Origin of the sequence: Streptomyces sp. Da 82-17 (assembly GCF_046098215.1) — a bacterium.
In the GTDB taxonomy this organism is placed as follows: Bacteria; Actinomycetota; Actinomycetes; order Streptomycetales; family Streptomycetaceae; genus Streptomyces.
In genome coordinates this window covers 220202-242640 of record NZ_JBJURH010000006.1, presented here as the reverse complement: position 1 = coordinate 242640, position 22439 = coordinate 220202, and the positions used below count along the sequence as shown (strand labels likewise).

17 protein-coding genes are annotated in these 22439 nt (G+C 72.9%); 9 read left to right on the top strand and 8 right to left on the bottom strand.

Annotated elements, in window-relative coordinates; all coding sequences use genetic code 11:
- Positions 1-168: 168 nt before the first annotated feature.
- The 4 genes from serS to ACIDOF_RS12830 all read left to right on the top strand — a co-directional run bounded on the left by serS (position 169) and on the right by ACIDOF_RS12830 (position 4658).
- Positions 169-1446, top strand: a complete 1278-nt coding sequence (gene serS, locus ACIDOF_RS12845; RefSeq protein ID WP_409005952.1) for a serine--tRNA ligase — start codon at positions 169-171, stop codon at positions 1444-1446.
- A complete protein-coding gene (locus ACIDOF_RS12840) occupies positions 1443-2393 on the top strand; it encodes an HAD family hydrolase (RefSeq protein WP_409005951.1) in 951 nt (316 codons plus the stop codon). Before serS ends, ACIDOF_RS12840 begins: the two co-directional genes overlap by 4 nt.
- Positions 2394-2595: 202 nt before the next feature.
- On the top strand, positions 2596-3270 hold the full coding sequence (locus ACIDOF_RS12835) for a FadR/GntR family transcriptional regulator (RefSeq protein ID WP_409005950.1): 675 nt from the start codon (positions 2596-2598) through the stop codon (positions 3268-3270).
- A gap of 107 nt (positions 3271-3377) precedes the next feature.
- Entirely contained in the window at positions 3378-4658 is a 1281-nt protein-coding gene (locus tag ACIDOF_RS12830; protein ID WP_409005949.1) for a CynX/NimT family MFS transporter, read from the top strand.
- 144 nt (positions 4659-4802) lie between these two features.
- Here ACIDOF_RS12830 and ACIDOF_RS12825 read toward each other — a convergent pair whose 3' ends face one another.
- The 4 genes from ACIDOF_RS12825 to ACIDOF_RS12810 are packed head-to-tail and all read right to left on the bottom strand — an operon-like array spanning position 4803 to position 8362.
- Positions 4803-5522: an ABC transporter permease gene (locus ACIDOF_RS12825; protein ID WP_409005948.1), complete on the bottom strand. Its 720-nt coding sequence runs from the start codon at positions 5520-5522 to the stop codon at positions 4803-4805.
- A 14-nt stretch (positions 5523-5536) separates the two neighbouring features.
- A complete protein-coding gene (locus ACIDOF_RS12820) occupies positions 5537-6448 on the bottom strand; it encodes an ABC transporter ATP-binding protein (protein WP_409005947.1) in 912 nt (303 codons plus the stop codon).
- The gene (locus tag ACIDOF_RS12815) at positions 6445-7350 is read right to left on the bottom strand and encodes an ABC transporter permease subunit (RefSeq protein ID WP_409005946.1); all 906 of its coding nucleotides are present in this window, start codon (positions 7348-7350) and stop codon (positions 6445-6447) included. Before ACIDOF_RS12815 ends, ACIDOF_RS12820 begins: the two co-directional genes overlap by 4 nt.
- Positions 7337-8362 (bottom strand): ABC transporter ATP-binding protein, encoded by a 1026-nt coding sequence (locus ACIDOF_RS12810; protein ID WP_409005945.1) that lies wholly within the window; start codon positions 8360-8362, stop codon positions 7337-7339. Before ACIDOF_RS12810 ends, ACIDOF_RS12815 begins: the two co-directional genes overlap by 14 nt.
- Positions 8363-8609: 247 nt before the next feature.
- Here ACIDOF_RS12810 and ACIDOF_RS12805 point away from each other — a divergent pair, with 247 nt between their 5' ends.
- From ACIDOF_RS12805 to ACIDOF_RS12790, 4 genes are all read left to right on the top strand, one after another.
- A complete protein-coding gene (locus ACIDOF_RS12805) occupies positions 8610-9458 on the top strand; it encodes a M24 family metallopeptidase (RefSeq protein ID WP_409005944.1) in 849 nt (282 codons plus the stop codon).
- A gap of 89 nt (positions 9459-9547) precedes the next feature.
- Entirely contained in the window at positions 9548-11344 is a 1797-nt protein-coding gene (locus tag ACIDOF_RS12800) for an SDR family oxidoreductase (RefSeq protein WP_409005943.1), read from the top strand.
- A 152-nt stretch (positions 11345-11496) separates the two neighbouring features.
- A complete protein-coding gene (locus ACIDOF_RS12795; RefSeq protein ID WP_409005942.1) occupies positions 11497-12435 on the top strand; it encodes a MerR family transcriptional regulator in 939 nt (312 codons plus the stop codon).
- A 123-nt stretch (positions 12436-12558) separates the two neighbouring features.
- On the top strand, positions 12559-13173 hold the full coding sequence (locus tag ACIDOF_RS12790) for an RNA 2'-phosphotransferase (protein WP_409005941.1): 615 nt from the start codon (positions 12559-12561) through the stop codon (positions 13171-13173).
- Between the two features lie 122 nt (positions 13174-13295).
- Here ACIDOF_RS12790 and ACIDOF_RS12785 read toward each other — a convergent pair whose 3' ends face one another.
- Positions 13296-14240: an LLM class flavin-dependent oxidoreductase gene (locus ACIDOF_RS12785; protein ID WP_409005940.1), complete on the bottom strand. Its 945-nt coding sequence runs from the start codon at positions 14238-14240 to the stop codon at positions 13296-13298.
- A gap of 252 nt (positions 14241-14492) precedes the next feature.
- Here ACIDOF_RS12785 and ACIDOF_RS12780 point away from each other — a divergent pair, with 252 nt between their 5' ends.
- Positions 14493-15398, top strand: a complete 906-nt coding sequence (locus ACIDOF_RS12780; protein WP_409005939.1) for a Cof-type HAD-IIB family hydrolase — start codon at positions 14493-14495, stop codon at positions 15396-15398.
- Between the two features lie 46 nt (positions 15399-15444).
- Here the strand turns inward: ACIDOF_RS12780 and ACIDOF_RS12775 are convergent, their stop codons facing one another.
- From ACIDOF_RS12775 to cydD, 3 genes are all read right to left on the bottom strand, one after another.
- Complete coding sequence (locus ACIDOF_RS12775) at positions 15445-16557, bottom strand: M23 family metallopeptidase (protein WP_409005938.1); 1113 nt, start codon at positions 16555-16557, stop codon at positions 15445-15447.
- 193 nt (positions 16558-16750) lie between these two features.
- Positions 16751-18550 carry a GAF domain-containing sensor histidine kinase gene (locus ACIDOF_RS12770; protein WP_409005937.1) on the bottom strand — a complete coding sequence of 600 codons (1800 nt, stop codon included), beginning with the start codon at positions 18548-18550 and terminating at the stop codon, positions 16751-16753.
- A gap of 163 nt (positions 18551-18713) precedes the next feature.
- Complete coding sequence (cydD, locus tag ACIDOF_RS12765; RefSeq protein ID WP_409005936.1) at positions 18714-22430, bottom strand: thiol reductant ABC exporter subunit CydD; 3717 nt, start codon at positions 22428-22430, stop codon at positions 18714-18716.
- Positions 22431-22439 lie beyond the last annotated feature (9 nt).

The window sequence follows — 22439 nt, the reverse complement described above, 5'->3', positions numbered from 1 at the left end:
GACCCCGATTCCTGTGGACAAGCGAGCCCCAAGTCCCGTTCCCCACAAGGGGATACGGTCAAGCGACGGTGGGCGGGCTGCCCCGATTCGGGGAGTCTCCGCCATTCATTGACACGCAGAGGAATATCGGGTCGAGGGCCCGAACCGGGCACCGGTAGCCTTGGGCCTGTGATTGACCTTCGCCTGCTCCGTGAGGACCCCGACCGTGTCCGCGCTTCTCAGCGCGCCCGTGGAGAGGACGTCACGCTCGTCGACTCTCTGCTCTCCGCCGACGAGCGGCGCAGGTCGTCCGGCGTCCGCTTCGACGAGCTGCGCGCCGAGCAGAAGCAGCTCGGCAAGCTGATCCCCAAGGCCACGCCGGAGGAGCGGGCCGAGCTCCTCAAGCGCGCCGAGCAGCTGAAGAGCGACGTCAAGGCGGCCGACGCCGAGCAGGACGAGGCGAAGGCCGAGACCGACCGCCTGCTGCTCCAGCTGGGCAACCTCGTGCACCCGGACGTCCCGGTCGGCGGCGAGGAGGACTTCGTCGAGCTGGAGACGCACGGCACGATCCGTGACTTCGGCGCCGAGGGCTTCGAACCCAAGGACCACCTGGAGCTCGGCACGATCCTCGGCGCCATCGACGTCGAGCGCGGCGCCAAGGTCTCCGGCTCCCGCTTCTACTTCCTCACCGGCGTCGGCGCCCTGCTCGAACTCGCCCTGGTGAACGCCGCGTTGGCGCAGGCCACGGCCGCCGGGTTCACGCCGATGCTGCCCCCGGCCCTGGTCCGCCCGCAGTCCATGGCGGGCACGGGCTTCCTCGGCCAGGCCGCCGCCGACGTCTACCACCTGGACAAGGACGACCTCTACCTGGTCGGCACGTCCGAGGTCCCGCTCGCGGCGTACCACATGGACGAGATCATCGACGCGGACAAGCTCCCGCTGCGGTACGCCGGGTTCTCCCCCTGCTTCCGCCGCGAGGCCGGCTCGCACGGCAAGGACACCCGCGGCATCTTCCGGGTCCACCAGTTCGACAAAGTCGAGATGTTCTCGTACGTCGACCCGGCGGACTCCGAGAACGAGCACAAGCGGCTCCTGGAGTGGGAGAAGGAGTGGCTGACCTCCCTGGAGCTGCCGTTCCGCGTGATCGACGTCGCCACCGGTGACCTCGGCGCCTCCGCCGCCCGCAAGTACGACTGCGAGGCCTGGATCCCGACGCAGGGCAAATACCGCGAGCTGACCTCCACCTCGGACTGCACCGAGTTCCAGTCGCGCCGCCTCTCCATCCGGATGCGCGACGAGAAGAAGGTCAAGCCGCTCGCGACGCTGAACGGCACGCTGTGCGCCGTGCCGCGCACGATCGTGGCGATCCTGGAGAACCACCAGCAGGCCGACGGTTCGGTGCGCGTGCCCGAGGTGCTGCGCCCCTACCTCGGCGGGCGCGAGGTACTGGAGCCGGTCGCCAAGTGAGCTCACTTCCTGGCCAGGAGGCCACCGCGGGGGACGGCGACGCCGCGCGCGTCGTCACAGTCGGCCAGATGAAGGCCGGCGCCGCCGCGCAGGCCGCCGCCCAGCGGGACGCCCTCGCGGCCGAGGCCGAGCCGGGCGCGTTCCCGTACAAGCTGATCGCGACCGACCTCGACGGGACGCTGCTGCGCGGCGACGAGACGATCTCGCCGCGTACGCGCGCCGCGCTCGAGGCGGCCTGCGGGCTCGGCGCGGCGCACATCGTGGTCACCGGCCGGGCCGTGCCCTGGACGCGGCACATCCTCGACGACCTCGGGTACGAGGGCATCGCGGTGTGCGGCCAGGGCGCGCAGGTCTACCACGCGGGCGAGCACCGGCTGCTCACCTCCGTGACGCTCGACCGCCAGCTCGCCGGGCTGGCCCTGGCCAAGCTGGAGGCCGAGGTCGGCCCGCTCGCGCTCGCCGCCAGCCGGGACGGGGTGGACGGCGAGGTGCTCGTCGGCCCCGGGTACCGCGTGCAGGAAGGCCCGCTTCCGGTCGTCGAGTTCGAGGACTCGGCGGACCTCTGGGCGGCCCCGCTGAACAAGCTGTACATCCAGCACCCCGGCCTGTCCGACGACGCGCTCGCCGATGTGGCGCGGCGGGTCGCCGGTGATCTGGTCGGCGTGACCATGGCGGGCACCGGGATAGTGGAACTGCTGCCGCTCGGGCTCTCCAAGGCGACCGGCCTGTCGCTGGCCGCGCGGCGCCTGGGCGCGAAGGCCAAGGACACGATCGCCTTCGGCGACATGCCCAACGACGTCCCGATGTTCGGCTGGGCCGCGCACAGCGTGGCGATGGCCAACGCGCACGACGAGCTCAAGGCCGTGGCCGACGAGGTGACCGCGTCCAACGAGGACGACGGGATCGCGCTCGTTCTTGAGCGGCTGCTCGGGGTGGCCGGGGCCTAGCACGGAGCTTCGGGGCTTTCCCCGCGGGCTCCGGTCCCCCCGACTCCGGTCCCCCCGACTCCGGTCCCCCGACTCCGTTCCCGTCTTCGGCTGACCCGCCGTCGTGGCTGGTCGCGCAGTCCCCGCGCCCCTGTCGGGGCCGGGCCGTCCCGCTCCTAGTTGTAGGATGACTGGGCAACCGGGCAAAAAGAGAGGTACGCGGATGACCCTGCAGGCCGCCGGACGGCAGTCCCTCGTCGACACCGTCGTCGACCAGCTGCGCGCCCAGCTCACCGCCGGCGAGTGGGCCGTCGGCGACCGCATCCCCACCGAGCACACGCTCGCCGAACAGCTCGGTGTCGGCCGCAACACGGTCCGCGAGGCCGTCCGCGTCCTGGTGCACGCGGGGCTGCTCGAATCGCGGCAGGGCAACGGCACGTTCGTGCGCTCCGCCGCCGACCCCTCCGCCGTACTGCGCGGGATGCGGCACGCGGGCGCCCTGGACGTCACCGAGGTCCGCGTCGCCCTGGAGGCGGAGGCCGCCCGGCTCGCCGCGGAGCGCCGCGACACCCACGACCTGCTGCGGCTGCGCGCCGCCCTCGACACGCTGCACGAGGAGGGCGACCGGAACGCCGACGCGGACATGGCCTTCCACCTGGCCGTCGTCGAGGCCACGCACAACCCCGCGTTCATCGAGGTCTACCGCTTCTTCTCGGTGCAGGTGCACGAGGTGCTCGTGCACGCGCTCGGCGACCGGGACATGCCGCCCGTGGACATCGCCGCGCACGAGGCCCTCGTCGACGCCGTCGAGGCCGCCGACCCGGTCGCCGCCGCCGCCGCCGTACGAGCGCTGCTCAAGGTGCCGATCGACGCGCTCCGCGCCCTCGGCATCCGCTGACACCCGCCTGCCCTCCCCGAGGACGGGCCTCCAACTTCCCCTGCACACCCCCCACTTGCACGGGTCGTACGACGCGACGTCCGTACGCCCGAGAAAGGCGCGCTCCTTTGTCACGCCCCGATACCGCGACCACACCCGTGAAGCAGCTCCTGCCGGACGCCGAGGCCGACGTCCGGCCCTCACCCCAAGCGCGGGCCGCGCGGCGGGAGTTGCTGGCGCATCCCGTGGTGCTGCTCGTCGGGATCGTGCTCGCCTCGCTCAACATGCGGGCGGCGCTCGCCAGCGTCTCGCCGCTGGTCGGTGAGATCAGCGAGGCCTTCGGGCTGTCGTCGACGGCGAGCAGCCTCGTGACCTCCGTGCCCGTGCTGTTCCTCGGCGTCGGCGCGCTGGTGGCGCCCTGGCTGGCCCGCCGCTTCGGCACCGAACTGGTGCTGTTCTGCGCGCTGTTGCTGCTTGCCGTCGGCATTCTCGTACGCGTCCTGCCGTCCGTGGGCGCGCTGTACGGCGGCGGTGTGCTCGTCGGCACCGCGATAGCCCTGCTCAACGTGCTGATGCCGGGGCTGATCAAGCGGGACTTCCCGGAGCGGGCCGCGTCCATGACGTCCGTCTACACGGGCGCGATGATCGCCGGCGCCACGGTCGTCGCCGCGGCGTCCGTGCCGCTGGAGAAGGCCTTCGGCGACAGCTGGGAGGCGTCGCTCGCGTTCTGGTCGCTGCTCGCCGCGGTCGCCGCGGTGGCCTGGCTGCCGCAGGTGCTGATCGCCCGCGGCCGGACCGGGCACGAGGTGCGGACGGCCCCGGCCGGACGGGCGGCCGGGCGCAGCGTGTGGCGCTCCCCGCTGGCCTGGCAGGTCACGCTCTTCATGGGCCTTCAGTCGCTGTGGTCGTACGTCCTGATCGCCTGGATGCCGACGATCTTCACGGACCACGGGATGAGCCGCGCCACGGCCGGCGTGATCTTCGCGTTCAACAACCTGATCCAGGTCGCGGGCGCGTTCGGCGTTCCGCTGCTCGCCGGCCGGATGCGCAGCCAGCGGCCGCTGGTCGCCCTGGTCACCGGCCTTGTCGCCGCCGGGTACGCGGGGCTGATGGTCGCGCCCGTGTCGGGTGCCTGGCTGTGGTCGGCGGTGCTCGGCGTCGGGCAGGGCGGTGCGGTCGGGCTCGCGCTGACGCTGATCGTGCTCCGCTCCGGCGATGCGACGACGGCGGCCCGGCTCTCCGGGATGGCACAGACGGTGGGCTATCTCCTCGCCGCCGCGGGCCCGTTGGCGGCCGGTGCGGTGTACCAGGCGACGGGCGGCTGGACCGTGCCGATCTGCCTCGTGCTCGGGGTGTGCGCGGCGGCTCTCGTCGTCGGACTGCTCGCGGCCCGGGACCGTACGGTCTGATCCCTCCGTACGACGAACGCCCTCCGCGGCACCCCCCTCCACAACCGCCTCTTCGCGGCACCCTCCGCGGCACCCCTCCGCGGCGACGAAAACGGCCACTACGCGTGCGTGGTGGCCGTTTTCGTGTGGTCGCGCAGCGGTGGCTTACTCCTCGCCGGCCAGCGTCAGCGTGCGCAGCTTCTGGCCCGCGTACCAGGTCGCGAGGACCGTCACCGCGGTCAACAGGACGACGGCGAGCGGCAGTCCGACGTCGGAGCTGACCAGGTCGCCGCGCGCGACCCGCTCCGCCACGGCGAGGGACCACTGCTGCACGCTCAGCGTCCGCGCGCCCTCGACCAGGGAGCCGAACAGCGCCTCCCAGACCAGCGCGTAGACAAGGCCGAGGACCACGGCGTGCCGGCTGACCGTGCCGAGCAGCAGGAACAGCGCCGCGTACGCGATGGAGGCGACGAGGGCGGCCACGGTGTACGCGATCGCCACCTGCTGGCCGTTGCCGTTGAGGATCATCCCGGCGATGAACGTGGGGATCGCCGAGAACGCCATGGTCACCGCGATGGCCACGATCAGCTTGGTGACGATGATCGTGGGGCGCTTGATCGGCTTGGAGAGCAGATAGACGACCGAGCCGTCGTCGATCTCCGGGCCGATGGCGCCCGTGCCCGCGATCACGCCGATCAGCGGGACCATCGTGGCGAGCGCGAAGCCGCCGAGGACGTCCGCGGCGACCTGGTCGTCGACGCCGGTGAAGCCGCGTACCAGCGAGGCGATGACGATCAGCAGGACCGGGAGGGAGAACAGGATGAGCGCGCGGCGGCGGCCGAGCAGGGCCCGGTAGGTGAGCCGGGCGACGGTGGGGTCATACATGTCGGGGGCTCCCTTCAGGCCGCGACGAGGTACGAGAAGACCGACTCCAGGGACTCGTCCGAGGGCGAGACCGTGAGGAGGCGGATGCCGTGCTCCTGGGCGACACGCGGCAGGAGCTGCGTGAACCGCCCGAAGTCGACGGCCTGGACGATCAACGCGCCCTCGGCGTGGTCGACTTCGATGCCCGCCGTCGACGGGTCGGCGATCAGCGCGGCGGCCAGCGCCCGGTCGTCGTCGGAGCGGACCAGGTAGCGGTGCGGGCGGTCCGTCATCAGGCGGCGGATGCGGCGGAAGTCGCCGCTCGCCGCGTGCCGGCCGGCGACGATCACCTCGATGTGCGAGGCGAGCTGCTCGACCTCCTCCAGGATGTGCGAGGAGAACAGCACGGTCCGGCCGTCCGCGCCCATGCGCCGCAGCAGGTCCATGAGGTGCATGCGCTGGCGCGGGTCCATGCCGTTGAACGGCTCGTCGAGCAGCAGCACCGACGGGTCGTGCACCAGGGCGGAGGCCATTTTCACGCGCTGCCGCATGCCCTTGGAGTACGTGGAGATCTTGCGGTCCTGCGCGTACTCCATCTCGACCGTGGCGAGCGCGCGCTGTGCCGCCTTCTTGCCGAGGCCCTGCAACTCGGCGTTGGCGAGGACGAATTCGGCGCCGGTGAGGAAGTCGTACATCGCCTCGCGTTCCGGGACGATGCCGATCTCCTTATAGATCGACTCGTTGCGCCAGATCGGGCGGTCGTCGAGGGTGACCGTGCCGGTGGAGGGGGCGAGGAAGCCGCCCATCATGTTGATGAGGGTGGACTTTCCGGCGCCGTTGGGGCCGAGCAGGCCGGTCACGCCGGGGCCGATGCTCATCGTGATGTCGTTGACCGCGACGACGTTCCCGAACCAGCGGGAGGCGTGGGCGATGTGGATCGTTGTCACAGCCCGACCTTTCGGTAGCGGCGCATCAGGGCTGCGTACGAGCCCGCGATCAGCGCGAGGACGACCAGGAGATAGACGGCGCCGGCGCCCGCACCGGGGCCGTGGCCGCCGGGGAACGCGGTGCTCGCGCCGAGGAACGCGGTCTGCACACCGTCGATCAGCGTGATCGGCGAGAACAGGCCGAGCCACGGCACCGCGCCGGTCGAGCCCTGTGCGTCGGCGATGGCCTGCACGGTGGAGACCGCCCCGTACGAGATCGTCATCACGGCGATGACGGCGGCGACGCCGAAGCCGCGGCGGGGCGTCAACGCGGCCATGACCAGGCCGAGTCCGGCGAAGAGCAGCGAGAGCAGTGCCACGGAGACCAACCCCTGTGCGAACCCCTTGGTCTGGTCCGCGAAGTCCATCTTGGCGAGCAGAGAGCCCAGGTACAGCACGATCAGCGGTGACGCGGTGAGGACGAACAGGGCCGAGGCCATCGCCGCGTACTTCGCCGTCACGTAGTCGCCGCGCTCGATCGGGCGCGAGAAGTACAGCGGCACCGTCTTGAACCGCAGGTCGCGGGAGACGGACTGCGGCGCCTGCGCGGCGAGGAAGAGGCCGATGACGGCCTGCGTCGTGATCGCGTACCGCGTGTAGTCGAGCGGCAGGTCCGACATCTTCGTCTGCACCGCGACGGCCACGACGATCGCCGCCGGCACGCACATCACGGCGAACAGGATCATCGGCAGCACCTTGGACTTGGCGCTGCGGCCCAGTCCGTACGCGCCGCGCAGGGACTGCGCGAACAGACTGCGGCGGGCATAGGCACGGCCGAGGCGCGGGCCGTCGTACGACCGGTACCCGATGTTGTGGATGCGGGTCTGCGCCCCGTCCGGGCGCCGGGTGTCAGCTGCCGTCACGGCTGCCTCCTCGCTGTGCCGCGGCCTTCGACAGGGGCTGGTTCTGGGCCTGTTGGCGCACGGGTTGCTGCTGCTCCTCGGTGCGGAACACCTCGGCGATGTGGTGCCTGCGCTGTTCCATCCGGACCAGGCCGAGGCCGAGTTCGGCGACGGTGTCGCGCACCACGTCGTACGTCTCCTCGCCGGTGGCCTCCACGAGCAGTACGTGTCCGGCGCCGGGCAGGCCCTCCTCCACGCGCGCGTGCAGCGTGATTCCGCGCTCCTGGAGGCGGGCGCGCAGGACGGCCGTGCCGTCGGGGTGCTCGTCCGTGTCCGTGACCTCGACGGCGAGCGTCGCCATGGTCTGCGTGAAGTCGCTGGTGGAGCTGGAGCGGAGCAGCTTGCCGCCGTCGATGACGACGACGTGGTCGCAGGTGCGCTCCAGCTCGCCCAGGAGGTGCGAGGTGACGAGGACGGAGATGCCGAAGTCGGTGTGGACGCGGCGGATCAGGCCGAGCATCTCGTCCCGGCCGACCGGGTCGAGGCCGTTGGTCGGCTCGTCCAAGAACACCAACTGCGGGTCGTGGACAAGGGCTTGGGCGAGCTTGACCCGCTGCTTCATGCCCGTCGAGTACCCGCCGATGGGGCGGTACCGCTCCTCGTAGAGGCCGACGTGGCGCAGGGTGTCGGCCGTGCGCTCCCGGGCCGCGGTGGGCGGGAGGCCGGACATCCGCGCCATGTGGACGACGAACTCGGTGGCGGACACGTCGGGCGGGAGGCAGTCGTGCTCCGGCATGTACCCGACGCGCTCGCGGATGTCGCCGCCGTGGGTGGCGACGTCGAGGCCGAGCACCTGGGCGCGGCCCTCGCTGGCGGGGGACAGTCCGAGCAGGATCTTGATCAGGGTGGACTTGCCGGCTCCGTTGGCCCCCACCAGCCCGGTCACACCCGGGCCGATGTCCACGGAGAGCCGGTCCAGCGCGGTCACCCGTGGGAACCGCTTGCTGAGGCTTTCGGTCGCGATCACAGTCACGTCGTCGACGGTAGTGGCGCGGACCACAGCCGGCGTCACCCCTGACGGTTGCTTCCGTATCAGACTCCAGATGTAGGGGCCCGTAGGGGGTGTAGGGCTCAGGTACACCTCGAAGGCGTTGTCCACAGGGTCCGTGCACACCTATTGACGCAGACGTCAGCCATTGTCACATTCATCAGTGTCACGTTACGGACGCGTAGCGCAGCAGGGCGGGCAATCGGCGGTACTTCACGGGACGGACGGTGGCATGACCTCAGCGGTGGACACGGAACTCGGCGCGGAACTGCGGGGGTTCAGGGAAGTGCAGGCCCTCGCGTACGCCTGCGCGGAAGCGGTCGCGGCACGCCTTGAGCCGGGCGTGACGGAGCGCGAGGCGGCGCGGATGCAGCGGGAGTGGCTGCGCGAGCGCGGGGTGCGGGACTGGTTCCACCTGCCCTTCGCCTGGTTCGGGGACCGCACGGCGTTCACCGGGTTCAAGATCCCGCTGCAGTTCTTCCCGACGAACCGGAAGCTGGAGCCGGGGATGCCGTTCATCCTCGACATGGCCCCGATATACAAGGGCTTCACGGCGGACATCGGGTACTCGGGCAGCCTCGGCCTCCACCCCGTGCAGGACCGCCTGATGGCCGACCTGGAGGAGCACCGCGAGCTGATCCTCCGCGAGATCCGCGAGCGCCGTTCGCTGCGCGAGATCTACGCGGACGTGGAACGCCTGATGAACCGCCAGGGGTACGCGAACCGCCACCGCGCCTACCCCTTCGGCGTGATCGCGCACAAGGTCGACCGGGTGAAGCAGGGCCGCTTCTCACCCACCGTCTTCGGGTTCGGCGCGCAGGCGCTCAAGGGCCTGGCGAGCGACGCGTTGCACGGCCACCGGGACGGCTGGTCCCCGCTGTGGAGTCCGTACAGGTTCTCGGACCACCCGCCGCAGCCCGGCCTGTGGGCGGTCGAGCCGCACCTGGGCTTCCGGGGCACGGGCGCGAAGTTCGAGGAGATCCTGGTCGTCACGGACTCCAAGGACCCGCAGGAGAGCGCGTTCTGGCTGGACGACGACCTTCCGCACGTACGGCGCTGGGCGGAGGCGAAGAACCTGTGAGCGGGCGGGACGGCGGCAGGGGCGATCAGGGCGGGCGCCCCGGCGCCGGCGGCAAGGGCAGCGAGCGGGAGCGGAAGGGCGAAGTCGCAATGAGCGGTGGGCTGTTGAAGGGCGCGCGGGAGCGCTGGGTCCGTACGGGAGGGGTGGAGCTCTGCGTCGCGGAGCTCGGTGACGCCACGCAGCCGACGGTGCTGCTTGTGCACGGGTACCCGGACTCCAAGGAGGTGTGGTCCGAGGTCGCGGCCCGCCTCGCGGACCGCTTCCACGTGGTGCTGTACGACGTGCGCGGCCACGGCCGGTCGACGGCGCCGGTGCCGCTGCGCGGCGGGTTCACGCTGGAGAAGCTGACGGACGACTTCCTCGCGGTCGTGGACGCGGTCAGCCCGGACCGCCCGGTGCACGTCGTGGGGCACGACTGGGGCTCGGTGCAGTCCTGGGAGTTCGTGACGGTCAAGCGCACGGAGGGGCGGATCGCCTCGTTCACGTCGATGTCGGGCCCGTCCCTCGACCACTTCGGCCACTGGATCAAGCAGCGCATGACCCGCCCGACCCCGCGCAGGGTCGGCCAGCTCCTCGGCCAGGGCGCCAAGTCCTGGTACGTGTACATGCTGCACACCCCCGTCCTGCCCGAGCTGGCCTGGCGCGGTCCGCTCGGCGCGCGCTGGCCGAAGATCCTGCAGCGCGTCGAGAAGGTCCCCGCGGACGGGTACCCGACGGCGTCGCTGCCCTCGGACGCGGCCAACGGCGCCTGGCTGTACCGCGACAACGTCCGCGCGCGCCTGCTCAAGCCCCGCGCGGACGCGTACGCGCACGCGCCGGTGCAGCTGATCACCCCGCTCGGCGACGCGTTCCTGTCCCCGCGGCTGTACGACCAACTGGAGCTGTGGGCCCCGCAGTTGACCCGGCGCACACTGCCCGCGAAGCACTGGGTGCCGCGCACGCGACCCGACCAACTGGCCGCCTGGATCACGGACTTCGTGAACGTCAACGAGGACCTCGGGGACCGGGGCGCGCAGGGCACCGCGATCGCCGACCGCAGCAAGGTCGCCACGGGGCGGCACGCGGACCGCTTCGGCGGCCGGCTGGTCCTGGTCACGGGCGCGGCCAGCGGCATCGGCCGGGCGACCGCGTTCGCCTTCGCGGAGGCCGGGGCCCGGGTGATCGCCGTGGACCGGGACGCGGAGGGCGCGGCCCGCACGGCCGAGCTGTCCCGGCTGATCGGCGCCCCCGAGGCCTGGGCGGAGACGGTGGACGTCGCGGACGAGCAGGCCATGGAGAAGCTCGCCGAGAAGGTCGCCACGGAGTACGGGGTGGTGGACGTCCTGGTGAACAACGCCGGGATCGGCCTGTCCGGCTCGTTCTTCGACACGACGGTCGAGGACTGGCAGAAGGTCCTGGACGTCAATCTGTGGGGCGTCATCCACGGCTGCCGGACCTTCGGCCGGCAGATGGCCGAGCGCGGTCAGGGCGGCCACATCGTCAACACGGCGTCGGCGGCGGCCTTCCAGCCGACCAAGGCGCTGCCGGCGTACAGCACGTCGAAGGCGGCGGTGCTGATGCTCAGCGAGTGCCTGCGCGCCGAGCTGGCCGGTCAGGACATCGGCGTATCGGCGATCTGCCCGGGCCTGGTCAACACGAACATCACGGCGACGGCGCGCTTCGCGGGGGTGGACGCGGCGGAGGAGAAGCGCCGCCAGGAACGCAGCTCGCGGCTGTACGGGCTGCGGAACTACCCGCCGGAGAAGGTCGCCCGCGCGGTGCTCGACGCGGTGGTGAAGAACCAGGCGGTCGTGCCGGTGACGCCGGAGGCCCGCGGCGCCCACCTGATGTCCCGCTTCACGCCGAAGGCGCTGCGCGCGATAGCCCGCATGGAGCCGCCGCTGTAGTCGGGGAGGGCGGTGGGCGCGCAGTGCGGGTCGGCCATCGCCCTTGCGGGAACGCCGAGTTGGGTGTGCGGGCCCGTACGGCGGAGAGTGGTGCACGCGCGGCGGCCGCACCGGGAGCGGTCGCCGCACCGAGAGCGGAGGTGGCGGCGACCGTGCAGCCTGCAGTCGAGTACCGGATCGAGGACCTGGCGCACCTCAGCGGCGCCACGGTCCGTACGATCCGCGCCTACCAGGACCGCGGCCTGCTGCCCCGGCCGGAGCGGCGCGGCCGGTCCAACGTCTACACGGACGCGCATCTGGCCCGCCTTCACCAGATCGCCGACCTCCTGGACCGGGGCTTCACCCTGGCCTCGATAAAGGAGCTCCTGGAGGCGTGGGACGCGGGCCGCGGGCTCGGCGGCGTGCTCGGCCTCGTGGCGGAGGTGGACGGCCCGTGGACCGACGAGGAGGCCGGCCGCATCACCCGCGCGGAGCTCGACGCACGCTTCGGCGGCGCCCCGGACGACGCGGCGGTGGCGGACGCGGTCGAGCTCGGCGTGCTGGAGCAAATCCCGGGCAGGGACGACGAGTTCCTGGTTCCGAGCCCTCAAGAGCTGGCCGTGGCCGTCGAGTTGCACGCGGCGGGCGTGCCGCTGCTCGCAATCTCCGGCCATCTCAGGGAGTTGAGGGTCCATGTCGAGTTCATCGCGTCCAGATTCCTGGACTTCACGACCGAGCACGTCTTCGCCCGCTACCTCGACGGCGAGCTGCCGCCGACGGACGACGAAGCGGCGGAAGCAGCCGATCTCGTACGGCGCCTCCGCCCGCTCGCCCAGCAGACCGTGGACGCCGAACTCGCCCGCGCTATGCGGATTCTGGCGAACCGTCACCTGCGCGACCACCTCGACGGTACGACGACGCCGCCACCCCCGGCCGAGGACATTCCGGTCGCCCTGCCCGCGTCGACAATTCAGGCCGTACAGCAGCTGGTTGGCGCGGAGAACGTCGCTGCGTTCGTCGCAGCGGCGGCTGAACGAGAGGTGCAATCCCGTAAGTTGGACCAGATGGCGGCAACCAACGCACAGTACGCAGGAGTTGACGAACTCCCGTAAATCGTCGAGCTGTTGTCCACAGAACTCCCAACTCCCCTGTGGATAACTGGGGTTGGCTGTGGATCATGCATTCCGACGGTAAAGAGTTGGAGAACTTGTCCGGACCCCGGGCACCCTGAGCGCATGAACGACAGAGACAGCGAAAAGCGCGACGGGCCACACGGGAAGCAGCGCGACGAACAGCGCGACGGCCGGCGCGGCGAGCAGCGCAATGTGAAGGTCTCGAAGTACCTCTCCAAACACCTGCGGCACGAGCCGGGGCGGATCGGCCTGACCCTCGACCCGGCAGGCTGGACGGAGATCGACGCACTCCTCGACGCCGCCGCCGCACACGGCTTCCCGATCACCCGGGCCGAGCTGGACCGGGCCGTCGCCACCAACGACAAGCAGCGGTTCGCGGTCGACGGCGGCCGGATCCGCGCCAACCAGGGCCACTCGGTGGACGTCGACCTGGGCCTGCCCACGGCGACACCGCCCGCGTACCTCTTCCACGGCACCGTCGCCGCCCACCTGGACGCGATCCGGCGCGAGGGACTGCGGCCCATGAACCGGCACGACGTCCACCTCTCGCCCGACCGCGAGACCGCGACCCGGGTCGGCGCACGCCGCGGCCGGCCGATCGTGCTGAGCGTGGACGCGGGCGCGATGCACGCCGACGGCCATACGTTCCGCCGCAGCGAGAACGGCGTCTGGCTCACCGCCGCCGTCCCGCCCCGCTACCTGCGCCTGCCCTCCTGACCGGACCACTGCCGTCCGAACACCACCGGACCACTGCCGCCCCGAAACAACACCGGACCACTGCCGTCCCGAACGCCACCGGCCCGCCCGGGACGGGCGCGCCCCCCGGGAGAGGCGCGGCCCTACCGCCCGAGCTGGCCCGCCGCCTCCGTGGCGATCCGCTCGAAGAGCTTCTCGTCGGCCGCGAAGTCCGAGTCCGGGATCGGCCAGTGCACGACGATCTCGTCGAAGCCGAGCTCCGCGTGCCGCCCCGCGAAGTCCACGAACCCGTCGAGTGAGTCGATCGGCCGCCGCCCGCTCCGGTGCACCGGGTGGAAGTCCGGCGTGAACCCGGTGAGCAGCACCTTCCCCAGCTCCCGCACGTCCCGCCCCGACTCGGCGCACGCCTTGGCAAGCCCGTCGACCTGCCCGCGCAGCGCCGCGTACGACTCCTCCGGGGTGCCCTCCGCGTACAGCTTCGGGTTGCCCGTCGTCACCCAGGCCTGGCCGTGGCGGGCGGCGAGGCGCAGGCCCCGCGGGCCGGTCGCGGCGACGGCGAACGGCAGCCGCTCGCGCTGCACGCAGCCGGGGAGGTTGCGGGCCTCGGTCGCGGTGTAGAAATCGCCGGCGAAGCTGACGTCGGCGGGCTCGCGCAGGAGCCGGTCGAGCAGCGTCACGAACTCGGCGAAGCGGTCCGCCCGCTCACGCGGAGTCCACGGCTCCGCGTCCGGTGCGCGCAGCGTGGTCGCGTCGAAGCCGGTGCCGCCCGCGCCGATGCCGAGGGTGATACGCCCGTCGGAGACGTCGTCGAGGGTGATCAACTCCTTGGCCAGGGTGACCGGGTGGCGGAAGTTCGGCGAGGTCACGAGCGTGCCGAGGCGCAGCCGCGAGGTGGCGGCGGCGGCCGCGGTCAGCGTGGGCACGGCCCCGAACCACGGCCCGTCCCGGAAACTCCGCCAGGCCAGGTGGTCGTACGTGTACGCCGCGTGGAAACCGAGCTCCTCCGCCCGCTGCCAGCGCGCTCGGCCGCCGTCGTGCCAGCGGTGGATGGGCAGGATCACGGTGCTCAGGCGCAGCGGAGAGGTCATGCGGCCAGCGTACGGTCAGCCCCCGAGCCGTGCTTCCGGACCACCGCCCTCCGGACGCCCCGCACCGCGCCCCTCGGGACGCCCCGCACCGCGCCCCTCGGGACGCCCCGCACCGCGCCCCTCGGGACGCCCCGCACCGCGGCCCTCGGGCCGCCCCGCCTCCCCGACGGCGAAAAGCAGCGACACGAACCAGCCACTCAGCAGCGCTCGCCCCTACTCAAATGTGCACCCAGCCCCCCGGACGTGCGGCATATGCGGAAGAATGCGGGCGTGACCTCGACGCGAACGGACGACCTCGACCCCGCCCCCGCTCCCGCCCCCGATCGCCGCATCCGGCTGATCGCCACGGACCTGGACGGCACCCTGCTGCGCGACGACAAGTCGGTCTCCCCGCGCACCGTCGCCGCGCTCGCGGCGGCCGAGGAAGCCGGGATCGAGGTCTTCTTCGTGACCGGCCGCCCGGCCCGCTGGATGGACGTCGTCAGCGACCATGTGCACGGCCACGGCCTGGCGATCTGCGGCAACGGCGCCGCCGTCGTCGACCTGCACGGCGGCACGGGCAACCACCGGTTCGTCAAGGTCCGCGCGATCCGGCCGGACGTCGCCCTGGACGTCGTCGCCACGCTGCGCGCGGCAGCGCCCGGCACGTCGTTCGCCGTGGAGCGGACCGGCGGCATCCACCACGAGCTGGCGTACCCGCCGCTGCACCTCGACCCGGCCGTCACCATCGCGCCCGCCGAGAAGCTCCTCGCCGCCGACTGCGACCTGGCCGACCAGCCGATCCTGAAGATCCTCGCCCACCACGGCGAGCTGTCCCCGGACGCGTTCCTCGCGCTGGCCCGTACGGCGGTCGGGGAGACCGCCAACGTCACGCGGTCCAGCCCCACCGCGCTCCTGGAGATCAGCGCTGCCGGTGTCTCCAAGGCCAGCACGCTCGCCCTGTGCTGCACCGAACGCGGCATCGTGCCGGACGAGGTCGTCGCCTTCGGGGACATGCCGAACGACGTCGAGATGCTGTCCTGGGCGGGCACGTCGTACGCGATGGGCAACGCCCACCCGGACGTCGTCGCCGCCGCCTCCGGTCGTACGGTCGCCAACAACGACGACGGCGTGGCGGTGGTCATCGAGCGGATCCTGGCGCAGTACACCGGCGCCTGAACGTTTCAGCAACCCTCCGCCCGGCACAGTCCGCGGCGGCGTCCGCTCAGAGCTCGACTCCCCGCTCGGCCAGCCACTTGCGCGGGTCCACGCCCGAACCGAAGTGGGGAGTGAGCCGCACCTCGAAGTGCAGATGCGGGCCGGTCGAGTTGCCGGTCGTGCCCGCCTGCCCGAGCCACTGGCCCGGCCGGACCCGCTCGCCCTGGTCGACGGTGACGGCCGCGAGATGCGCGTACTGCGTGAAGTAGCCGTTCTCGTGCCGCACCACGACCTCGATGCCGAAGCCACGCCCGCAGGTCACCCGCACCACCTCGCCGCCGCCGGCCGCGCGCACCGGCGCGCCGATGCCGACCGCGAAGTCCTGCCCGGTGTGCCGCTTCGACCAGCGCTCGCCGGAACCTCCGAATCCGGCGGAGAGCTCGTACGTCTCGACCGGCTTCACCCAGTCCCGCCGCGCCTTCCGCTGCGGCTCGTCCAGGCGTACGGCGCCCCGGCAGCGGCCCGCCGTGACCTGCCGGTCGGCCTCGTTCTGCAGCGTCCACTGCGCCTGCTCCAGCTTCCGCTCGATGCCCCGCTTCAACTCCGCGAGGCGGGCCTGGTGCGCGTCGAGCCCGCGCCAGGCGGCCTCGGCGCGCTGCTCGCCACTGTCCAGGGCACGGGCGGCCCGCTGCGTCCTGCCGATCGCGTTGTTCATCGCCAGATCGGCCTGCCACGAGGCCCGCTGCCCCCGCATCAACGCGTCCGGGTCGTCGGCGAGCAGCAGCTGCGCGGTGTACGAGATGTCGCCGCCCGTGCGGTACTGGATGCGCGCGATCCGCCCCAAGTCCTCGCGCAGCAGCCGCAGTTGGCGCCGCTCCCGGGCGACGAGCCGCTCCAGCTTCCGGGCCTTGGCGCGCTGTTCCTCGGCGGCGCGACGGCCGCTCTCGTACCGCTCGGTGGCCTTCGCGGCCTCCTCGAAGAGCCGCGCCACGTCCGCGCTCGCGCTCGGCCCGTCGGACGCGGTGGCGGCGGGCGATCCGGCCGTGGTGAGCGCGAGCAGCGAGAGCAGCGCGCAGAGCGCCGCGGGCGTCCGGTACGGCAGACGACGCTGCGGGCGGGGCCCTTGTGGCGGGCGCGGCCCGCTTTCCGGATGAGGCGTGCGGCGAGGGCTGGGGCGCATGCCCGGATCGTCACCCGCCACCGCCCGCCCCGCCCGTACGAGGCGTACGCACGGGTGGCCCTTGGTCCGTACAGCGCACACGGGACTCTGCCGGACGGGGCACGGGGACGGGCCGCCGGGCCGGGCCGAGCCGGGCCGGGCCGAGCCGAGCCGGGCCTTCGCCGAGGCGGCTCCGACGCCGCGTCAACCCTCGTCAGTGCGGGGCCTGCCACACCACCGTCGTGCCGCCGCGGACCCGCTTCCCGTCGTCCGCCGCCTCGTCGCCGCTGCCGTACACGTCCTCGTACGGGTCGGTGCCGAGGCCCGGGCTGTGCCAACTGTCGCCGCCCAGGGCCTCGGCGCGGCGCTTGAGGTTCTTCAGTCCGCTGCGCCGGCCGCCCTCGGGGATGCCGACGCCGTCGTCGGCGACCGTGAGCCGTACGCCGGGGACACCGCCCGGAAGTGTCGCCTCCGCGTCGACGACGACCTCGATCCGGGAGGCCTGCGCGTGCCGGAACGCGTTGGACAGGGCCTCGCGCAGGGCGGCGATCAGGTTCTTGCCGGTGACTTCGCCGACGACCGAGTCGATCGGGCCGAGGAAGCGGTGCGAGGGCTTGAAGCCGAGCGGGACGGCGGCCATGTTGATCTCGCGCAGGACCCGGGTGCGCAGTCCCGACGGCGCCTCGGCGGGCCCCTGTTGCAGCGCGAAGATCGCCGTACGGATCTCCTGGATCGTCACGTCCAGCTCGTCCACGGCCTTGCCGACGCCGACCTGCACCTCGGGCACCACCGAGCGGCGCTGGGCGCTCTCCAGCATCATGCCGGTCGCGAACAGCCGCTGGATCACGAGATCGTGCAGGTCACGGGCGATCCGGTCGCGGTCCTCGAAGACGGCGAGGCGCTCCCGGTCGCGCTGCGCCTCGGCCATCATCAGGGCGAGCGCGGCCTGCGCGGCGAACTGTCCGGCGAGGGTCTTCTCCGCCTCCGTGAACGGTGCGGCGCCGGGCAGGCGCGGAGTGGCGAGGGCGCCGAGCACCCGGCCGCCGCTGTGCAGCGGCAGCAGCATGCTGGGCCCGTACTCCTTGGCCAGCTCGGTGATCATGCGCGGGTCGGCGGCCGCGTCGTCCATGAACACCGGTTCCCCGGCGAGGAGTTGGTCCACCGCGGGCGACTCCGGCGGGATCACCACGCCGAGCGGCCGCAGCGTGCTCTCGGCCGACACGGCGACGATCTCCAGGCCGCCCTCGTCCGCCGGAAGCAGCACGATGCCCGCGTCCGAGTCGGCGAGCTTGCGGGCCTGCTCGGCGACGACGGTGAGCGCCTCGTCGGCGTCGGCCCCGGAGAGCAGGGCCGTGGTGACGGCCACCGAGCCGTCGATCCAGCGCTCGCGCTGCCGGGTCGCCTCGTACAGGCGGGCGTTGCCGATCTGGATGCCGGCCTCGGTCGCGAGCACTTTCACCATGTGCAGGTCGTAGACGCTGAACGTGCCGTCACCGCCCTGCTTCTCGGTCAGGTAGAGGTTGCCGAACACCTCGCCGCCGACGCGGATCGGCACCCCGAGGAACGTCCGCATCGGCGGGTGGTTCGGCGGGAAGCCGACGGAGCGCGGGTCGGCGGTGAGGTCGTCGAGGCGCAGCGAGACCGGGTCGCGGATGAGCGCGCCGAGGATGCCGCTGCGGCCGTCCGGCAACTCCCCGATCCGCTCCCGCTCCTCCTGCGTGACGCCGTGCGTGACGAAGTCGGAGAGCCCGTCGCCCTGGTCGTTGATCACGCCGATCGCCGCGTACCTGGCGCCGGTGAGGCTGGCCGCGGTCTCCGCGATCCGGTCGAGGGTCGTGTGCAGTCGCAGCCCGCTGCCCACGGAGACCATCGCCTCCAGCAACTGCGGCAACCGCGCCGCCAGCTCCTCCGGCAAGGCCTGCAGACTCCGCGCCGCCTGCTCGGCGGCCGTCGATCCGGTCTCCGCCCGCGCGGGAAACGGCGGCGGCTCTTCGGGCACTGCGGGGGCTGACATGCCCTTGAGGGTAGTAAGTCCTATTTGCCGAGGAAAGTCGGGTACGGGCGTCACGCACCCGGCCCGCCCGGGCGCGGCTCACGTCCGGGCGCGGCTGATGTCCGGGCGCGGCTCACGTCCGGGCGCAGCTGATGTCCGGGCGCGGCCCACGTCCGAGCGCGGCTCACGTCCCCAGCAGGACCCCCACCTCCCGTTCCCGTTCCACCATCCGCGCCAGCGGCCCCCCGGCGACCGCCGCCAGCTCCTCGTACGGCCCCTGCTGCACGACCCGGCCCTCGTCCAGGACCAGCACCTCGTCCACCGCGTCGAGCCCGGCCAGCCGGTGCGTGATGAGCAGCGTCGTCCGGCCCTCGGTCGCGGCGAGGAGGTCGGCGGTCAGGGCGTCCGCGGTCTCCAGGTCGAGGTGCTCGGCGGGCTCGTCGAGGACCAGCACCGGGAAGTCCGCCAGCAGCGCCCGGGCCAGCGCGAGCCGTTGCCGCTGACCGCCGGAGAGCCGGGCGCCGTGCTCGCCGACCAGCGTGTCCAGGCCCTGCGGCAGCGAGTCGGCCCAGTCCAGGAGGCGGGCCTGGGCGAGCGCGCCGCGCAGCGCGTCCTCGTCGGCGTCGGTCCTGGCCAGGCGGAGGTTCTCCCGGATCGTGCTGTCGAAGATGTGCGCGTCCTGGGCGCACAGCCCGACGACCCGCCGCACCGCGTCCCCGTCGAGCCCCGCCGCGTCCGTCCCGCCGAGCCGGTACGTTCCGGCCTCCGCGTCGAGGAACCGCAGCAGCACCTGCGCCAGCGTCGTCTTGCCCGAACCGGACGGCCCGACGACGGCGACACGGCGCCCCGGCCGCAACGTCAGGTCGACGTCGACAAGGGCGGCCTGCGCCTGCCCCGGGTGCCGGGCGCAGAGCCCGGACACCTGCAGCGGGAACGGCTCGGCCGGCGGCTGCCCGCCCGCGCCCTCGCGTACCGGTTCGGGAGCGTCGAGCACCTCGTACACCCGCTCCGCGCTCTTCTGCACACGCTGGCGGAACTGCACGGCCAGCGGCAGTCCCGTCACCGCCTCGAACGCGGCGAGCGGGGTGAGGACGACGACGGCGAGGGCCACCCCGTCGAGCCGCCCGTCGCGCACGCCGCCGACGCCGACGAACGCGGCGGCCGCGACCGTGAGCCCGCAGGCGAGGGCCGAGAGTCCCGCGCCGAGCGCGGTGGCCGTGGCCGCCCGGGACGCGATCCCGGTCAGCTCCTCGTCCGCCTCCCGCGCCACCGCCGTACGGGCCCGCAGCGCGCCCGCGACCGTCAACTCCGCGGTCCCGGTGAGCAGATCGGCGACACGGGTGGCGAGCACGCCGCGCGCCGGGGCGAGCCGCCGCTCCGCACGCTGGGCCAGCGCACCGCTCAGCAGCGGTACGCCCGCGCCCGCGACCAGCAGTCCGACGGCGAGCAGCGCACCGGCCTCCGGCAGCAGCCAGCCGGTGAAGCCGACGGCCCCGGCGGAGACGACGACGGCGGTGCCGACGGGCAGCAGCCAGCGCAGCCAGTAGTCCTGCAGCGCGTCCACGTCGCCCACGAGCCGGGCCAGCAGATCGCCGCGCCGCGACTCCCGCAGCCCGGCGGGGGCCAGCCGCTCCAGGCGGCGGTAGACGGCGACGCGGGTGTCGGCCAGCATCCGCAGCACCGCGTCATGCGTGACCAGTCGTTCCGCGTACCGGAAGACCGCGCGGCCGAGGCCGAAGGCGCGGGTCGCCGTGACGGCCACCATCAGGTAGAGCACCGGCGGCTGCTCGGAGGCGCGGGAGATCAGCCAGCCGGAGGTCGCCATCAGGCCGACGGCGCTGCCGAGCGCGAGGCTGCCGAGCAGCAGCCCGAGCAGCAGTCGCCCGCGCCGCTCCTGCGCCATGGCCCGCACGCGTGCGAGGACCCGTCCGCCGGGTGCCGCTCCCGCCGCCCCGGCCGCGGTGTCCGGCTCGGCGCCGAGCCCGGTGACCGCTGCCGCCGGCGCGTACTCGTCGCCGGGCGCCGAGCCGACGACCAGGTCCGCGTCTACGCTCGCACCCGTGCGCGCGTCCACCTCCGCGCCCGAGACCACGTCCGGCTTCGGCTTCGGCTTCGGGTTCGAGCCCAGCGCAGACCCCGCGTCCAGGCCGGGCGCCGAGCCCGGCTCCCGCTGCCGCTCCAGCTCCTGCTCCTGCTCCGCGAGGGCCGCCGACGCCGCCGACGCCTCCGCCGCCCCGCCCGCACGCTGCGGCAACCCCGCACCCGGCCGCCCGCCTTCCTCGATCCGCACCACCCGGTCCGCCACGGCGAGCAGCGCCGGCCGGTGCACCACGAGCAGCACCGTCCGCCCCACGGCCAGCCGCCGCACCGCGTCGACCACCTCGGCCTCGGTCTCCCCGTCGAGCGAAGCCGTGGGCTCGTCGAGGAGGAGCACGGGCCGGTCCGCGAGGAACGCCCGCGCCAGCGCGAGGCGTTGACGCTGCCCCGCCGACAGCCCGGCCCCGTCCTCACCGAGCTCGGTCCGCGCCCCCTCGGGCAGCGCGTCGACAAAGCTCAGCGCCCCCGCGTCCCGCAGCGCCTCCCGTACGGCCTCGTCGTCCGCATCGGGCCGGGCCAGCCGTACGTTCTCGGCGATCGTCCCGGCGTAGAGGTGCGGGTGCTGGGGGACCCAGGCGATGCGCTCGTGCCAGGCGTCGAGGTTCACGGTGGCGAGATCGGTGCCGCCTACGGTGACCCGGCCCTCGTCGGGCCGGACGAAGCCCAACAGCACTTGCAGCAGCGTGGACTTGCCCGCGCCGCTGGGGCCGACGAGCGCGACGGTCTCGCCCGGTTTCACGTGAAACATCGCGCGTTCCACGGCCGCGCTGTCCCGCCCCGGGTACCGGACGGTCACGCCGTCGAAGCGCACCTCCCCGTCCGGCGCGGGCCCGTCGCCCGAGGCCGGCACCTCGGTCTCCAGCACGTCGAAGATCTCCTGCGCGGCCGCGAGCCCTTCGGCGGCGGCGTGGTACTGCGCGCCCACCTGCCGCAGCGGGAGATACGCCTCGGGCGCGAGGACGAGAACCACGAGCCCGATGTACAGATCCATGTCGCCGTGCACGAGCCGCATGCCGATGGTGACGGCGACCAGCGCGACGGAGAGCGTCGCGAGGAGTTCCAGGGCGAACGAGGAGAGGAAGGCGATCCGCAGCGTGCGCATCGTCGCCTGCCGGTACTCGCCGGTGATCCTGCGGATCGACTCGGCCTGCGCCTTGGCCCGGCCGAAGACCTTCAGCGTCGGCAGCCCCGCGACCACGTCGAGGAAGTGTCCGGAGAGCCGGGAGAGCAGCCGCCACTGGCGGTCCATCCGGGCCTGGGTGGCCCAGCCGATCAGGATCATGAAGATCGGGATGAGCGGCAGGGTCACCACGATGATCGCGGCCGACACCCAGTCCTCGGTCACGATCCGCGCGAGCACCGCCACCGGCACCACGACCGCGAGCCCCAACTGCGGGAGGTAGCGCGCGAAGTAGTCGTCGAGCGCGTCCACGCCTCGTGTCGCGAGCGCGACCAGGGAGCCGGTGCGCTGGCCGCTCAGCCAGCCGGGCCCGAGCGCCCCGGCCCGGTCGAGGAGCCGGCCGCGCAGCTCCGACTTCACGGCGGCGCTCGCCCGGTGCGCGGCCAGCTCGGTGAGCCAGCCGACGACGGCCCGGCCGAGCGCGACGGCCACGAGCAACAGCAGCGGCGTGCTCAACTCGGCCGTGTCGAGGCCCTGTTGGAATCCGCCCACCACCACTTCGGCGATGAGCATCGCCTGGGCGACGACCAGGCCCGCCCCGGCGAGCCCGAGGGCCACCACCGCGATCAGGAACAGGCGAGTGGCTCGGGCGTACCGGAGCAGGCGCGGGTCGATCGGTTTCACGTGAAACAG